The sequence below is a fragment of the Endozoicomonas sp. ALC020 genome (assembly GCF_049275935.1).
Lineage (GTDB): Bacteria > Pseudomonadota > Gammaproteobacteria > Pseudomonadales > Endozoicomonadaceae > Endozoicomonas_A.
The window spans coordinates 5,553,997-5,569,732 of the sequence record NZ_CP184830.1; the positions used below are offsets into that span (position 1 = coordinate 5,553,997).

Here is a 15,736-nt window from a genome sequence, read left to right on the forward strand (position 1 = left end):
TGCCTGTTATTGAAGAGGCAGGGTCTTGTGGTGATTACCGGTCATGTGTTGCAGAATACGATTGACCTGGCAGCTGTAACCAAATTCGTTGTCATACCAAACGTAGAGTACGCAGCGGTTGCCATCAACAATGGTGGCCTGACTGTCAACAATACCCGCATTACGGTTACCGACAAAGTCACTGGATACCGCTTCAAAAGAGGTCACGTAATCGATCTGCTTCTTGAGATCAGAGAACAGCGCCATCTCGCGGAGATAGCTGTTAAGCTCTTCAACGGTAGTGTCTTTGGACAGATTCAGGTTCAGGATAGCCATGGATACGTTGGGAGTCGGAACCCGAATGGCATTACCGGTCAACTTACCCTGCAACTGAGGCAGCGCCTTTGAGACGGCCTTTGCAGCTCCGGTTTCAGTGATCACCATGTTCAGGGCAGCACTGCGACCACGGCGGGAACCTTTATGGTAGTTATCAATCAGGTTCTGGTCATTGGTGTAGGAGTGAACGGTTTCCACATGGCCATTCTCAACACCAAATTTGTCGCAGATCGCTTTCAGTACGGGTGTGATCGCATTGGTGGTACAGGACGCAGCAGAAATAATCTGATCTTCATCATTGATGATGTTGTGGTTGACACCAAACACAACATTTTTCAGATCGCCCTTGCCCGGGGCAGTCAGCAGAACCCTGGAAGCTCCGTTAGACTGAAGGTGTTGACTCAGACCTTCCTGATCACGCCATACACCGGTATTGTCTACGATGATGGCGTTGTTAATACCGTAGCTTGTGTAGTCGATGGAATCCGGAGAGTTGGCATAGATAAACCGGATCGCCACACCGTTGGCGTAGATGATATTGTTCTCTTCATCCACACTGATGGTGCCATTGAATGAACCGTGGACCGAGTCACGTCTCAGCAGACTGGCACGCTTTTGCAGATCGTTTTCCGCTTTGCCCTTGCGAACGACAACCGCTCTCAAATTCAGGCCGGAACCACCTGCTCGTTCAACAAGAATTCGAGCCATGAGTCGACCAATACGACCAAAGCCGTAGAGAACGACATCTTTATCGTCATGGCCATTGCCATTCTTGCCATCCACGAGCCCGGAGACCTGACTGCGAACGTACGCTTCCAGGGTTTGCTTGCCTTCACTTTTTTCGTAGCCGGATGCCAGCTTACCAATATCAATTCTGCCCGGAGCCAGGTTCAGCTTGCTCAGCAATTCAATGACAGGGAATGTCTGACGGACACAGAGGGCAGAACCTTCTACCTGGCGGACGTATTTGTGAGATTTAAGGATGTCAATCACAGAACGGTTGATGATTGAGCGGCCATAGATTGAGGTCACAACGTTGTTTTCGCGATACAAGCGGCCGATCAATGGAATCATGGATTCGGCTAAGGCTTCACGTTCTCTCCAGTCCTGAAAATGGTCTTTTCCCACGGTTCCAATCCTGTAATTTTTATGCACTCAAGGCTGTCAATCAGCTCAAGGCTGTTTACTTCTGGCAGACTGTTACCCGAAAGCAACCGACAGATTACTTCAAACAACATTGGTCTGCGTTTTTTGGCCTTTCGGCTCTGGGGCTATTATCCAGAGTTCACCTCCACTTGGCAACAAAGTACAACAAACTTTAACACTACGTTTAATCATTCTTTCGATACATAAAAGACTGTTGCTGCGCCAGTGCATGGTATCTGGCGCCCCGAGCAGCTACAATTGCGGGTCTAGCGTATAAAGAACAAACCACCTTTCATGTCGCAGGCCAACTTGAAATCATCTTCTTTCCAGCTTCCAGAGACTCCGGGGCATAAAACCTTCTGGGGTCATTTAAGCCAGTCAACAAGCTCATACGCCATAGCCAGTGCCGCCCGGTCAACCCGCAGGCCGCTTCTGGTTATTACCCCGGATTCCGCTCAGGCCAATGCCCTTGAAGAAGAACTGAGTTTCTTCCTAAAAGGTGATCGGTCCACCCGGATTCTGCACTTTCCCGACTGGGAGATACTGCCCTACGATGCTTTTTCTCCCCATCAGGACATCATTTCCCAGCGGCTGAAAACCCTGTATCGACTGCCTCGCAGCGAAAAGACCCTGCTGATCATCTCGGTTTCCACCCTGCTGCACCGACTCTGTCCCCGGGATTATCTGGAATCCAACTGTCTGGTTTTGAAGCGGGGTGAAACCTTTGTACTTGCCGAGAAAAGGCAACAACTGGAACAGGCGGGTTATCGTTGTGTTGAAACAGTCTACGAGCATGGTGAGTTCGCAATTCGGGGGTCACTCATGGATATCTTCCCCATGGGTTCCGATACCCCCTACCGGATTGACCTGTTTGATGATGAAATCGATACCCTGCGAATTTTTGATCCGGAAAGCCAGCGCTCCATAGAACAGGTTGATCATATAGAACTGCTTCCAGGTCATGAATTCCCAATGGACAAGACCTCCAGAGATCGCTTCCGCAGTCTGTTCAGAGAAGCGTTTGATGTGGATCACCGTGAGTGTCCCGTGTATCAGGACATAGGACAGGGAATGGCAAGCCCGGGTATTGAATACTACCTGCCCCTGTTTTTCGAAAAGACAGCCACGCTGTTTGATCATTTGTCCACTGACACAACGATCATTCAATATCAGGGCGTGCAGGAAGCGATTGAACACTTCTGGCAGGATCTGACGGATCGCTACGAAAACCGGAAAGTCGATAAACACCACCCGCTTCTGCCTCCCGCAAAGGTTTTAATGCCTTCAGAAGAAATCAACCGGGCTCTGAAACAATACCCGCGTATTATCCTGTCAGCTGAGCATGTTGATGCGCCGGACAGCTTCAACCTTGATCACCAGTCATTACCTGAGCTGACCCTGAATGCCCGAGCCGACCACCCTTTAAAGCCTCTTGAAGACCTGATCGAGTCAGGACCAAGGGTTCTTCTGGTGACCGAGAGCGCGGGTCGCAGGGAAGTCCTGCTGGAAATGCTGGCCCAGTCCGATATTCGCCCCGATACATTCAACAGCTGGGATACCTTCCTGAGCAGAAAAGAGACGCTGGGGATTACCCTGGGTACTTTAGCATCAGGATTCTTTCTCAAAGATCTGAATATTGCCCTAATTCCGGAATCCCTGCTTCTGGGCCAGAGAGTTATGCAGCGCCGCAGGCGAAAAGGCGATACCCAGACCGATACCGATCAAACCATCCGTAACCTGACCGAGCTGAGAGAAGGTGCTCCAGTGGTCCATATTGATCATGGCGTAGGACGTTATCGTGGGCTTCAAACCCTGTCCGTTGATGATCAGGAAACCGAATTCCTGACCCTGGAATACGCCAGCGAAGCTAAACTCTACATTCCTGTCGCTTCTCTGCATCTTATTGCCCGTTACACCGGCACGGATGATGAGCTTGCTCCTCTGCACCGTCTTGGCAGCGAACAATGGTCCAGGGCTCGTCGCAAAGCGGCTGAGAAGGCCAGAGATGCTGCAGCGGAGCTACTGGATATCTACGCCCGACGAGAAGCCAGAAAGGGCTTTGCCTTTTCGGCACCGGATCAACAGTATCATGCATTCACGGCCGGCTTTCCGTTTGAGGAAACACCGGACCAACAGCAGGCAATTATCAATGTCATAAAAGACATGTCTGAGGGTAAACCCATGGACCGACTGGTCTGTGGTGATGTCGGTTTTGGCAAGACAGAAGTGGCTATGAGAGCAGCCTTTCTGGCAGTCCAAAGTGGCAAGCAAATAGCGATCCTGGTCCCGACCACCCTGCTGGCTCAGCAGCATTACGAAAGCTTTCGTGACCGTTTTGCCGACTGGCCCGTTGAAATCGACGTAGCCTCACGTTTCAAATCGGCAAAGCAAATTCAAGGACTCAGGGAGAAAGTCGCAGAAGGCAAACTGGATATCATTATTGGTACCCACAAACTGATTCAGGGTGATTTCAAGTTCAAAAATCTGGGCCTGTTGATTATTGATGAGGAGCACCGCTTCGGAGTCAGGCACAAGGAAATGCTGAAATCCCTGCGTTCCGAAGTTGATATTCTGACTCTGACGGCTACCCCGATCCCACGGACACTTAATATGGCAATGTCGGGTATTCGCGACCTGTCAATCATAGCCACGCCACCTGCACGACGGCTGTCAGTTAAAACCTTTGTTCGACAAAACGATCAATTACTGGTCAAAGAAGCCATTCTGCGTGAGCTATTGCGCGGCGGTCAGGTCTATTACCTGCACAACGAAGTTTCCAGTATCGAGAAAGCGGCTGCTGATTTGCGGGAGCTTATTCCTGAGGCACGTATTGCCGTCGGTCACGGTCAGATGCGTGAAAGAGAGCTGGAGCAGGTCATGTCCGACTTCTATCACAAACGACATAATATCCTGGTCTGTACTACCATCATTGAGACAGGTATTGATATACCGAATGCCAATACCATTATCATCCACCGATCGGACAAGTTTGGCTTGGCACAATTGCACCAGTTGAGAGGTCGGGTCGGTCGATCTCATCATCAAGCCTATGCTTATCTCTTGACACCTTCACCAAAATCCATGACCAGGGATGCTCTGAAAAGACTGGAAGCCATTGCCGAAGCCCAGGACCTGGGAGCTGGCTTTATGCTGGCATCCAATGACCTGGAAATACGGGGAGCGGGTGAGTTGCTGGGTGAAGATCAGAGTGGGCAGATTCAGAATGTTGGCTTTACACTCTATACCGAAATGCTTGAGAAAGCAGTGGAAGCGATCCGAAAAGGTGAAACACCGGACCTGGACAAACCTTTACAGCAAGGCAGCGATGTGAACCTGCGGTTACCCGCACTGCTTCCGGAGGACTATATTCATGATGTTCATAACCGACTGATTCTCTATAAACGAATTGCTGCAGCGAAAAACGACGAAGATCTGAAAAACCTTCAGGTTGAACTGATTGACCGATTCGGCCTGTTGCCGGAACAGACCAAGAACCTCTTTCGGCAGACCCGTCTCAGGTTAAGAGCCGAGAAAATGGGTATCATTAAAATTGATGCCGGTGCCAGCAGTGCCCGAATCGAATTTAACAGTCAACCGGACATTAACCCCATTGCCATCATTCAGCTGATTCAATCTGAGCCGCACCTATTCAAACTGGAAGGTAGCAGCGTGTTGAAGTACAGTGGCTCCATGGAAAAAGGCGAAGCACGATTCAAGCTGCTTGAGCAACTACTGGATCGACTGACCCCATGATCGACTGGCCCCATATACCTCGGCAGTGGCAAACGGCTGCACACCAGACTGAAGGTCTGCGAGTTTCAGGATTGAGCAGGGATTTTATGAAACAAAAAGCGATCGGCACCCTACTTCTGAGCACAATCTCCATGACAGCCATTGCCAGTGAGGATACGCAGTGGTACCAGGCCGACATGATTGTATTTTTGAACGAGCAGAGTGCCAGTGACAATGAGAAATGGCCTGATATTACGGCTCACCCTCTTCCCGCTGACACCATTAAACTAAAATCCTACAACTCCGGGACAGACGCAAAAGGAACCTCTTCTGATCTCACTGACTTTCTGGATCGTCCTGACAAAAAGCCTGCAACAGATCTGGAGCGGGATGCCTTTGTGTCCCTGCCCTACCCATCACACTTGTTGCAAAGTGAAAGCAGTGCCCTGTCCAAAAATGGTGGCTACCGGATTCTCGATCAAAAAGCCTGGCTGATGCCGCTCAGGGAAGGCAAAAGTTCGAGGCCAATCAGGATAGGCAACTACAACACACAAAGTAAAAAACCCAGTATGTTGGAAGGTACCGTTACGATCAGCTCCAGTCGTTATCTGCATGTAAAAGTTAATCTCTGGTACAGCGAACTGGCATGGGAAGCACTGGCAAAAAACATGGAGAATGTTCAGCCGCACCCGGAGTCTCAAAAGAAACCAACCCTGGATAAAAATCTGCAACTGGTCAGGGCACCTGACGGTCAGCCCATGAAGATTTCCCGTAATTTTCATTTGCAGGAAAGTCGCAGAATCAAAAACAGTGATGAGGTTCAGTACCTGGACAGCCCGGTCATCGGTGTTCTGTTCAAACTGACGCCCTATAAAAAGCCGGATAAACCTTTGCTACCTGAAATGGAAGCTGACCAGGAAAAAAGCCCGGAGCCAGGGATACTACCCGGAATTGTCGATCAGGAAGGCAGCTGATTCGGAGTAATACCCATCGTGCTTTCTAACCCGAGACAAGGCGGCGTGGAAAGTTCGATTGGTATAAAAAGAGCTGTCAGTGGCGCAGCTCTTTTTTCATGATAAAGCTGTTCTTGTCCTGGTTTGACTCATAGGTCACCTGATCCATCAGCTTGTTCACAATGTGTAGACCACGGCCACTGCACAACCAGGCTTCAGGATGCTCAGGATCAACGACCATTTCAGTCTTATTCTGCATGACATCGTCCGGAATACTGTGTCCCCAGTCGCTAACAGAAATATTCATCATGGTCTTGTCCAGATTGATACACACTTCCACCGGATGGCCCGCTTCATTTTCGTAAGCATGCTCAATGGCATTGTTGACAATCTCTACCAGACAAAGCTCTAGCCGATTAATTTCAACAGGAGAGAGAGTGGTCATGGCACAGACACCTCTGACCGCCATAGCCACCAGCGTTGTATTGGATAACTGGCTGTCGATTTCCAGCTTCAGCACCTGTGACATGTCAGCTCCCTTTAACAGCCTCAGCCACTGAACCATGGAGTTTGAACAATTTATCCATGGACGTTAGATCAAACAGATCTTGTACCGCAGGCTGTGCAGAAGCCAGACCGAGTGACCCGTTACCCGACAATTTCTTAAGACCCGCTACCAGCACGCTCAAGCCTGTGCTGTCCATAAAACGCACTTCGGCAAGATCGACAATCAGCTCGGATTTGCCCTCTTCAATCAGATCAAACACATAGGTTTTAAACGCTTCGGCAACGGAAGCATCGAGACGGGACTCATCAATCCGGACCACTGTAATCTGGCCTTCCTCGTAGTGTTCAAACGCCATGCCATCCTCCTGGCTTTCAGGGTTTCCATTCCAGTAACAGGTAGGTCACATCGTCATCGAAACGGTCCAGCTCACTCCAGTCTCTGACATTTTTCTCTACCTGGTCAACAACTGATTTTAAATCGTCATCTAAAGTATCTTGCAGGCATTGCAGCAAACGGGCCTCACCAAACTGTTGACCTTCAGTGTTTTCGCATTCCGTCACTCCGTCAGAATAGAGAAACAGACGGTCACCCGGCTGAAACTGCAAAGTGCTGGAGATGTATTCCATGTCCGGCATCATACCGATGGGCACTCCTCCACCCATTACGGGCTCTACAAAGGCTTTATCACGATGAATCCATAAGGGTTGCGGATGACCCGCCTGTGATAATGTCACCTGACCTGTGCGACTATTGATAAGTCCATAGGCAATGGTGAAATAAAGCATCGACTCCGGAGTCAGCTGAAACCGCCGGTTCAGTGAGGCCAGAACCTTTTCGGGCGCACGCACCTTATTGAATGGTTCATGATCCAATGTTTCCTTGACGATGGAGCCTCTGCCCGATGTTTCTGAGAGAATATTATTCAGAGTAAATGAAAAGAGCGCTGAGGGAATACCATGCCCGGCCACGTCCAGTTGATAGAACCCTAAGGTTTCACCATCAATAGCCTGATAACCAAACATGTCCCCGCCCAGTATTTTGCTGGGCTGGAAAAACCAGTCAAAAGAAACATGTTGTATGGTCGCCGGTTGAGCCAGCAAAACTTCCTGGGCTTTGGCCGCCGATTCAAGATCTTTTTCAACGGTCTGAATCGCTTCAACCAGGCGTGTATTCTGCAGCTCGAGCTGCCTCTCAAGTTCGATGATACGAATCCCTGCTTTCAGGCGGGCAGCCAATTCATCAAAATTAACCGGCTTGGCAAGAAAATCATCCGCCCCGTCATTCATGCCTTCAACAACTGCCTTATGATCTGCATTACCGGTGAGCAGGATAAAATAAATATAACGTCCAAGATCTGTTTTTCGGGTCTGCCTGAGCAGTTCCAGACCATCCATCTCTGGCATCATCCAATCGCTGATGATAATTCTGACATCCTGATGTTCCCGCAGAATCTCCAGAGCCTGTCTACCATTCTCGGCCTCGAGTACCTGGTGCCCCTGCTTTTTCAATACCACGGAGAGCATCAAACGCTGGTCACGAGCATCTTCAACGATAAGAATATTCATTTAGCCTTTATCGGCCGGGCCTTATTTCATCTTAATCAGTGGCTATCATTATCGGGTGAGTTACCTGACTCTGGTTCAGCATTCGCTTTATGAATCACTTTCATCACCGGATAGGCGAACTCCGCTCCTGCTTTTTGCACTGCAGAAGCAATGATCAACATGATGCTTTCCTGGACCCTGACAAAGTCCACTCTGCCCTTGGGAATGACATGCACCCGGACCTGACACTCCAGTGATGAATCCCCATATTTAAGAAACCTTGCATAGTGGGGCTCCGAACAATCCAGCTCGGGATGCTGAAGAAATTCTGTCGTGATCTGATTCATGACGGCGGGGATCTTGTCCAGATCCTCGTAGCGAATACCAAAGTTTTCAACAACCCGGCGGTTACGCATTCTGGATGGATTTTCCAAAACGATACTGGTGAAGACCGAGTTCGGGACAAACACGGGTCTGCGATCAAAATTTCTTATCTGGGTCAAGCGCCAGCCAATATGTTCTACATGGCCTTCTATCTGTCGGTCCGGAGAACGAACCCAATCGCCTTCTTTAAAGGGTTTATCCAGCATTAACATCAAACCACCAAAGAAGTTGGCCAACCATTCCCTGGCAGCCATACCCACAATCAAGCCGCCTACGCCACCAAAAGTCAGCAGCGCGGAGAGCGAATAGCCCAACTTTTGCGCCAGAATCATCACCGCCAGAACAATCAGAACGATATGAAAAAACCGTGACAGGGTTCTGGCCAGGTCGAGATCTTTATCTTGAACGCCCGAGATCTCGGCAATGTTCGGTAACTGCCTGATGAGTCTCAGCAGAAGCCAGAGTGGAAGTAATACTGAGCAGACAGCTTCTGATGTGGCCAGCCAGTCATGGCCTTCTTCTTCACTATGATCAACAAACCAGTGAGCGAGGTAAAAAAAACATAACAACCACGGAAGAAGCAACAACGGAGGACGAAAAGCTGAGGCCAGACAGGCTCTCACCGATTGATTCTCAGATTGAGCCCACCGACTGAGAAGGAAGTGGCTGAACCAGGAAACGATAACAGCAGCCACAAGCGCTGTCACTAAATCGACATTCTCCCCTTTAAGAAGACCCTCCCAAAACATTGCCTGCTCCTCGCACAAGAAAACCCCACGGTAAAGGAGATATCGGCCATCGCCTTCCCGGTTATATTCAGACCATTGAAATTATCCTCAAGGGATAAAAGCTGGACGAACATACTTTGATTTCAACACTGAAGGGTTGAAATCAATCTATCATAGCTCGTTCAGCCGTTTTTGCCGGTGTCTGTTTCAACTTGCCGAGCCACTCTTGCGGGACATCAAGCGTCCGGGTCGGGAAGGCAATATCAGCACCATGAGAATGGATAATAGCTATTATCCTGACCAGGACATCCTGTTTAACCCTGAGGTACTCTGCCCAGTCTCTGGTACATGTAAAGCAATAGACTAAAATATCGAGGCTGGAGGGTCCAAAGGCATTGAGCGATACGAGAAGAGTCTTATCGCTGGCGATTTCATCGTTGTCGTTCAGATACTGCCGTATTTCCTCGACGATCACCTCCACCTTCTGGCCATCCTGATACCTCAGGCCAACAGTTTCCTTGATCCTTCTATTTTCCATTCGCGATGGATTCTCAACAGAAATGCTGTTGAAAGTGGCGTTGGGAACGTAGAGTGGTCGCTTATCAAATGTCTTGATGCGGGTTTCTCTCCAGCCAATGTATTCCACAGTGCCTTCAATGTTTCTATCCGGCGAACGAATCCAGTCACCAACCCGGAAGGGTTTATTCAGGTAAATCATCAGACCACCAAAGAAATTGGCCAGCATATCCTTAGCGGCAAAACCGACTGCCAAACCTCCCACACCACCAAATGCCAAAAGACCTGAGATACTGTAGCCAAGTGACTGTAATACAGTCAGAAAACAGATGATGATGACCACAATTCTGCTTAATCTGCCAATCGCTACTACAGTCGTTGGATCATTAGACCGATCGCCTGCCAGTTCAGGATTCAGAAAGTTTCGCTCCAGCTGACGAATGAAACGGATAATGCTCCAACCCGCCAGAGTCAGGATAATGACATCCCTGAGATTATTCAGACCATCAATTAACTCAGAATCCGTAGCCTTGGCAGCTACACCAACAACCCAGCAGAAACCAATAACCCAGATCAGCAGGATCACAGGGGTTCTCAGTCCCCTGATAACGGCATCATTCCAAGGGGTAAGGGCTGCACGACCATCTCTGGAAAGATGAGCAAACACTCTGGACAAGATCAGATGGATAACGCCTGAAATCAACAGGACAATAACGGCCTGAATAACCCATTGAGGAATATCCAGTTCATGAAAAAAAGGGTGAGAAAGAGACATTATCAGACTTCCGGATAGAAAACGGGACACTTAACACTGAGAATGATTTCATTCCCACAAGGTTGAAATCATTCTATGGACGTTTTATGGCAGATCAGTTAAATCGTTCAGAAAGATAATCCAGTCTGTCCTTGCAACTAAGATAGCGATCCATGGTCACCAGCTCTTCCAGAGCTCGACCGCCACGGGCCTGAAGAGATGAAAGATCAGGCGTAGAGAAAGAAGACCGTTCAAGCCAGGGCAGAACTTCCCGGACACCCTCCCTGCTGCTTAATAACAATAAATCACAACCCGCATTCAAGGCTTTTTCGACCCGGACAGTGTAACTTCCGGCTGAAGCTGCACCCTCCATGGTCAGACAGTCACTGATCACTAAGCCATTAAAGCCGATCTGTTCTCTAAGGATGTCTTTCAACCAGATTGATGAAAAACCACAAGGCTGATCATCTACTTCAGGAAAAACAATGTGAGCGGGCATAATCGCTTCTATGCCCTGCTCTATCAGAGCTTTGAATGGCGCCATATCTTGCTGCTGGATGGCATCCAGCGCACGACTATCCCTGGGCAGGGTCAGGTGAGAATCTTCGTTAACACTGCCATGACCGGGAAAATGTTTACCTATACAGGGCATTCCTGATTCACGGACACCACTGAACCATGCACCGGCCAGTTTAATGACGGTTTCTGGCTCACAGCCGAAGGCACGGTCGCCCACTATATCTGTAAGACCCAGATTAAGATCCAGGACCGGAGCCAGACTCATGTCAAGGCCGCAGGAGAGTATTTCTTCAGCCATAAGCCAGCCACAATCCTCAACCAACTCCAGGGCTTTCTGGGGATCACATTTGAAATAGCTGGCATAACGCTCTGCAGGCGGCAAACGGGTAAAATCGTTTCTGAAACGCTGAACCCTGCCACCTTCCTGATCCACCATCAGAATCAGGTTTTGTCTGATACTTCTTATGTCTCTGACCAGATCACACAACTGTTTACGATCGTGAAAATTCCGGGCAAAAAACAATACCCCGGCAACACCGGGATGCAGCAGTAATTCCCGCTCTTCAGGCTGGAGGGTCTGACCTTCAAGGTCGATTATCAGAACGCCATTATTTTTCGCATTGTTATGATCATGCCTGTACATACTTTTCTTGCTCTCCTGACCCGTCTGAATGCGATAAAACTACTTTGGCAGAATATCAATAGTAGTTCCCGGAAGAACCCGGTCAAATAAATCAATCATGTCACGACCATGCATCCTGATACAGCCTCTTGAACCCGGCTCGCCCATCACAGCGGTATCGGGTGATCCGTGGATATAGATGTAGCGTCGCATGGTATCGACATTTCCCAGACGGTTGTAGCCGGGTTCAAGACCGCTTAACCAGAGAATTCTGCTTAAAATCCAGTCCCGACGTTCAGAGTATTGTTGTAATAGTTCGGGTGAATAGATCTCACCCGTGTATCGCCTTCCCACAAAAACCGCATGGAGAGGGAGGCCCTTACCGATTTTCGCACGAATAATATGACGCCCCAGTGGAGTCTGCCAGCTACCTTCCTGCTGCCCTGTTCCTTTACTGGCGGTGGATACAGAGTAACAAATCGTTTCTGCACCCTTTTGCAGCAGCTCCAGAGTCTGCGAGGCAATTCTAACATTAATGTGCACAGATGAATCTCGTATTGACTGGTTTCGCTTTGGCTCAGGCTCGAGAGCCAGCAACTCGAATAAATATTATCGACCATTCTTATAGGTGGCATGAGCACGCAGACCAGCTGCCATAAATGGCACCATTCTTCTCATAATGTTCTCAAGATTGTCATCAATGTCATAATCTCTCTGGGCAATGGAGAGAAGTGCATCGGCGCCAGATACGGAAAAGACAGCAGAGCCAAGACTGAAATAGGTACGCCAGAATTTATCGGCTATCGGAAGGTCAGGACAGGCCCTGAACAACAACTCAAAGTATCGGCTGAAGACGGTTCCATAAGTTTCCGTCAGATAACGCTTCAAATGCCCCTGGTTCTGTGTGAAAGCCAGCCCCATGAGTTTCATAAAAATAGAGATGTCATCGGGCCTTCTGGGTTTTACAGCAAGAATATGGTCAACAAGTATCTCAAGCACAGCCTCAAGATCAGGTGGCTCACTCTGATCGGACCACTCATCCAGAGTGGTATCCAGCCCTTTCATAAAGGGGTCCAGAAAACGGGCAAAAACCGCCTGTATCAGCGCTTTTTTGGAACCAAAGTGATAGTTCACTGCAGCCAGATTAACCCCTGCCTGTTTTGTAATGGTTCTTAAGGAAGTCTCTGAGAAGCCATGTTCAGCGAAGAGCAGTTCGGCTGAATCCAGAATTCTTTCGACAGTTGAAAGTTGTGCCATGGTACAAAGAATTTTATAAGTTTATTAAACGACTGTGTAGAACCTACGTATCTGGCCCCGAACTGTCAAGGCTGCTGCAGCTTGAGTCGACTTCAAGTCAACACTTCAAGCCAATGCTCTGGACGACCTTGCATACCCTTTAGCTTACCCTCTACAACACGACCCTATGGTGGAGCTAATGTCAAGAAAATAAATCAATAATTTAAGTCAAGTCCTGCATAGCAAGGAATACGGGAAAGCTCTTGCTTTGAGGGCATTCATGTTTGGGCTATCAACGGGACGGAGAAATATGTGGTAGGCATCACGGAAAGCCAGATTTCCAAATAGAATCGCTTGCCCGCAAGATCATCCATACTGTTGTTGGTCACTGGATAATGGTTGAAAACAGGAAGTTCTGCAAAAGCCGCTGAAATAGATAGAAAAAAAACGCATATACGAATGTTATTTAAAAATGATGATTCTCATAGCGATTACCTTTTCAGACTCTATGTAGATAAAAAAAACCTCCTTGATTTTAGACGGTCATTTGAGGTTCAGCTCGAACCAGATAATAAATTAATGGATTCATGACCATGATTTTCATTGGGTAATGTTTTTGTACGAAAACTATCTGATTAATCAGTATAATGCCCTGAGTGTTTTTGGTTCATTGAGCCTGTCATGTGACTTGGCAAAACCAATCCGATCATCTGTTTTATCGAAAACGGTGTAAAACGCTCTCATGAATGGATTTCCAAGGATCCAAGATTCATTATTTATTCCGGGCATTTCGTCAATTCCAGCATGACATTCAACCATTCCAAAGCAGTTTTGCTCTTTGACTACATAAATTTGTGGGGGAACCTCATAGATATGGCCACCAATGGAGACCTTCAGAGGTGGAAGTTGGCTGACGTTTGAGCAATCTGCTTTCACATCAAGAGATTCAAGAATGGATTCGACGTCTTTTTCTGGCCCATAAATATAAAGTGCCCCTGTATCAATATGGGCTTTGCATTGTCTTTCTTGACAGCTTAGGAGAATATTTTTTGCTCCGACTGAGATGCCGTCAAAAGAAATATCGTAATAAGGATGTTCACCATCGATAGCTATCAGGGAGTGCCAGTATATAGGCCCCTGATAATAGAAAGGGTCGGGCTCACCGATAATCATAACACTACCGCCCTTGTTGGTTTTTTGGGACAGGTAGAACGAAAAGACAGCTTTATCGATCAAACCCTGTTTTAGGGCATTGTCTAACCATGATGGGATGATACTATTGCTCTTAAAGCCCAAGCCTAAAACGCCATCGAACGGATGGTCCTCGATATCATCTGAAATAACGTCGGCTACAGCAAATCCCTGAGATACTACCTTTATGCCACCGAGAGTAATATCATCATAACCGAAGATACCAGATATTTTACCTCTGGCGTAACTTAGGTTCAGTCTGTGGCTAGTGCGTACAAACGAGCTGCTGCTTTGTGGATCAAAACGTTTTTTGTCAGAGCAGCTGTTAGAACTACATGTTGTACCAGGAACCCAGATATAACTTGATCCGGTATCTAAAAGAACTTTAAATACCTGATCGTCAGATCCAATTTTTATCTCGCCGTAATACTGCGTATTACCGAAGTTGTGTAGTAATGTCTTTCCTTTAGCCATTTCTGGTCCATAAATTTTCAAATAAAGTCGCTTACCGGGAAGGTCACCCATATTGCTGCTGGTTACTGGAATGCGGTTAAAAACAGGAAGATCTGCAAAAACCGCTGAAACAGATAGAGAAAAAATACATATAAAAATATTTTTTAAAAAGAGTTTGTTCATAATAATTACCTTTTCAGACTCCATGTAGTGCCTGCCCGAAAACCCACAAATAATCCGATTCAGCAGGCAGCAGCAAAAATTTTTGTTTAAAATTCAGCCTACTCATCTGTGGGTGCTACTTTTTGGTTTATTTCTGTTCAGCGGCTCTGTCGCCACAGGCTTTCATGCTGCTCCGAAAACAAAGTGGTTGCCCACTCTATCAACTTGCAAATAGCATCTCTGAGCAGGTTGATATCCGTCGGAAAGTGAACATTGGTTTTTACGACGATCGAGTCAGCGCGGGCGCGTGGCCTCTCTTCTTTTTTTTACCAATTCACGGCCAGCATTGACGACGACCTGATTGTTCTGGTCCAGAATTTCCGGTGTGAACAATGAGATGTTGTCTTGCAGGGTTTGCAGTTTGTACTGGTGTTCACAGTAAGACCCATGGCCTGGAATCTTTCGGTGAGTTCCATGCTCGTTAGCCAGCTCAAGAAGCCGGTCGTAGTCGCAGTTAATGACCAGCCGCAAGGCGCCAAAAACCAACACCCTCCAGGGATCCATTCCGGGACGCCCGTTACCTTGGTCGGCAGCTATCATACCCTGAAGCACGTGAAAAACCTGATTCCTCAACTCGATATTTGTCCAGATATATTGCAATGCCAGGAGCAAGCGGGGAGTGTAATCCCTTGACCTGAGATTGAATGTAATGGCAGAGATATCAACCTCGCCAAGCTGCATTTGTGGATTAATGGTCTGGCGCATAAGTTCGGGAACGTCCTGTTGTGGAAAACCTTCGTTCCTTAAATTAGGCTATAAGCCGCTATTTTCAAGTATTTGAGGGTTTTCGGACGGGCACTAATTATATTGCGACTGTATACGAATGAGCTGCTGCTTACTGGACTGTGGTTAAAAGCAGGAGATACCACAAAAGCCGCAGGAATGGATAGAGAAAAAAAACATATAAAAATTA

14 protein-coding genes are annotated in these 15,736 nt (G+C 47.8%); 3 read left to right on the forward strand and 11 right to left on the reverse strand.

The annotated features are described in order from the left end of the window. Positions 1–6: 6 nt before the first annotated feature. On the reverse strand, positions 7–1,443 hold the full coding sequence (locus tag ACOJUO_RS20365) for a glyceraldehyde-3-phosphate dehydrogenase (protein ID WP_422133755.1): 1,437 nt from the start codon (positions 1,441–1,443) through the stop codon (positions 7–9). A gap of 327 nt (positions 1,444–1,770) precedes the next feature. Here ACOJUO_RS20365 and mfd point away from each other — a divergent pair, with 327 nt between their 5' ends. Both mfd and ACOJUO_RS20375 read left to right on the forward strand, forming a co-directional pair. Further along, the gene (mfd, locus tag ACOJUO_RS20370) at positions 1,771–5,214 is read left to right on the forward strand and encodes a transcription-repair coupling factor (protein ID WP_422137959.1); all 3,444 of its coding nucleotides are present in this window, start codon (positions 1,771–1,773) and stop codon (positions 5,212–5,214) included. Beyond that, complete coding sequence (locus tag ACOJUO_RS20375; RefSeq protein ID WP_422137960.1) at positions 5,211–6,167, forward strand: CsiV family protein; 957 nt, start codon at positions 5,211–5,213, stop codon at positions 6,165–6,167. The genes mfd and ACOJUO_RS20375 overlap by 4 nt, the downstream gene beginning before the upstream one ends. 76 nt (positions 6,168–6,243) lie before the next feature. Here ACOJUO_RS20375 and ACOJUO_RS20380 read toward each other — a convergent pair whose 3' ends face one another. From ACOJUO_RS20380 to ACOJUO_RS20415, 8 genes are all read right to left on the reverse strand, one after another. Next, complete coding sequence (locus tag ACOJUO_RS20380) at positions 6,244–6,675, reverse strand: ATP-binding protein (RefSeq protein WP_422133758.1); 432 nt, start codon at positions 6,673–6,675, stop codon at positions 6,244–6,246. A 1-nt stretch (position 6,676) separates the two neighbouring features. Beyond that, positions 6,677–7,009: an STAS domain-containing protein gene (locus ACOJUO_RS20385; RefSeq protein ID WP_422137961.1), complete on the reverse strand. Its 333-nt coding sequence runs from the start codon at positions 7,007–7,009 to the stop codon at positions 6,677–6,679. 16 nt (positions 7,010–7,025) lie between these two features. After that, on the reverse strand, positions 7,026–8,219 hold the full coding sequence (locus ACOJUO_RS20390; RefSeq protein ID WP_422137962.1) for a PP2C family protein-serine/threonine phosphatase: 1,194 nt from the start codon (positions 8,217–8,219) through the stop codon (positions 7,026–7,028). A gap of 35 nt (positions 8,220–8,254) precedes the next feature. Continuing rightward, positions 8,255–9,331 carry a mechanosensitive ion channel family protein gene (locus tag ACOJUO_RS20395; RefSeq protein ID WP_422133761.1) on the reverse strand — a complete coding sequence of 359 codons (1,077 nt, stop codon included), beginning with the start codon at positions 9,329–9,331 and terminating at the stop codon, positions 8,255–8,257. A 142-nt stretch (positions 9,332–9,473) separates the two neighbouring features. Continuing rightward, positions 9,474–10,601 (reverse strand): mechanosensitive ion channel family protein, encoded by a 1,128-nt coding sequence (locus ACOJUO_RS20400; RefSeq protein ID WP_422137963.1) that lies wholly within the window; start codon positions 10,599–10,601, stop codon positions 9,474–9,476. 94 nt (positions 10,602–10,695) lie between these two features. Then, entirely contained in the window at positions 10,696–11,742 is a 1,047-nt protein-coding gene (gene nagZ / locus ACOJUO_RS20405) for a beta-N-acetylhexosaminidase (RefSeq protein WP_422137964.1), read from the reverse strand. Positions 11,743–11,781: 39 nt separating this feature from the next. Beyond that, complete coding sequence (locus ACOJUO_RS20410) at positions 11,782–12,264, reverse strand: L,D-transpeptidase family protein (RefSeq protein WP_422137965.1); 483 nt, start codon at positions 12,262–12,264, stop codon at positions 11,782–11,784. A gap of 66 nt (positions 12,265–12,330) precedes the next feature. Then, positions 12,331–12,978: a TetR/AcrR family transcriptional regulator gene (locus ACOJUO_RS20415; RefSeq protein WP_422133765.1), complete on the reverse strand. Its 648-nt coding sequence runs from the start codon at positions 12,976–12,978 to the stop codon at positions 12,331–12,333. A gap of 378 nt (positions 12,979–13,356) precedes the next feature. Between ACOJUO_RS20415 and ACOJUO_RS20420 the strand changes: the two genes are divergently transcribed. Further along, the gene (locus ACOJUO_RS20420) at positions 13,357–13,548 is read left to right on the forward strand and encodes a hypothetical protein (protein ID WP_422137966.1); all 192 of its coding nucleotides are present in this window, start codon (positions 13,357–13,359) and stop codon (positions 13,546–13,548) included. Between the two features lie 48 nt (positions 13,549–13,596). Here the strand turns inward: ACOJUO_RS20420 and ACOJUO_RS20425 are convergent, their stop codons facing one another. Then, entirely contained in the window at positions 13,597–14,808 is a 1,212-nt protein-coding gene (locus tag ACOJUO_RS20425; RefSeq protein ID WP_422133766.1) for a pepsin-like aspartyl protease, read from the reverse strand. Between the two features lie 249 nt (positions 14,809–15,057). Then, a complete protein-coding gene (locus tag ACOJUO_RS20430) occupies positions 15,058–15,528 on the reverse strand; it encodes a hypothetical protein (RefSeq protein ID WP_422137967.1) in 471 nt (156 codons plus the stop codon). Between the last annotated feature and the right edge of the window lie 208 nt (positions 15,529–15,736).

What these genes read in the sequence shown, in the direction of transcription:
- ACOJUO_RS20375 (WP_422137960.1), top strand. Translation starts at nt 5,211, where the DNA reads ATGATCGACTGGCCCCATATACCTCGGCAGTGGCAAACGGCTGCACAC.
- ACOJUO_RS20380 (WP_422133758.1), bottom strand. Translation starts at nt 6,675, where the DNA reads ATGTCACAGGTGCTGAAGCTGGAAATCGACAGCCAGTTATCCAATACA.
- ACOJUO_RS20385 (WP_422137961.1), bottom strand. Translation starts at nt 7,009, where the DNA reads ATGGCGTTTGAACACTACGAGGAAGGCCAGATTACAGTGGTCCGGATT.
- ACOJUO_RS20390 (WP_422137962.1), bottom strand. Translation starts at nt 8,219, where the DNA reads ATGAATATTCTTATCGTTGAAGATGCTCGTGACCAGCGTTTGATGCTC.
- ACOJUO_RS20395 (WP_422133761.1), bottom strand. Translation starts at nt 9,331, where the DNA reads ATGTTTTGGGAGGGTCTTCTTAAAGGGGAGAATGTCGATTTAGTGACA.
- ACOJUO_RS20400 (WP_422137963.1), bottom strand. Translation starts at nt 10,601, where the DNA reads ATGTCTCTTTCTCACCCTTTTTTTCATGAACTGGATATTCCTCAATGG.
- nagZ (WP_422137964.1), bottom strand. Translation starts at nt 11,742, where the DNA reads ATGTACAGGCATGATCATAACAATGCGAAAAATAATGGCGTTCTGATA.
- ACOJUO_RS20415 (WP_422133765.1), bottom strand. Translation starts at nt 12,978, where the DNA reads ATGGCACAACTTTCAACTGTCGAAAGAATTCTGGATTCAGCCGAACTG.
- ACOJUO_RS20425 (WP_422133766.1), bottom strand. Translation starts at nt 14,808, where the DNA reads ATGGAGTCTGAAAAGGTAATTATTATGAACAAACTCTTTTTAAAAAAT.
- ACOJUO_RS20430 (WP_422137967.1), bottom strand. Translation starts at nt 15,528, where the DNA reads ATGCGCCAGACCATTAATCCACAAATGCAGCTTGGCGAGGTTGATATC.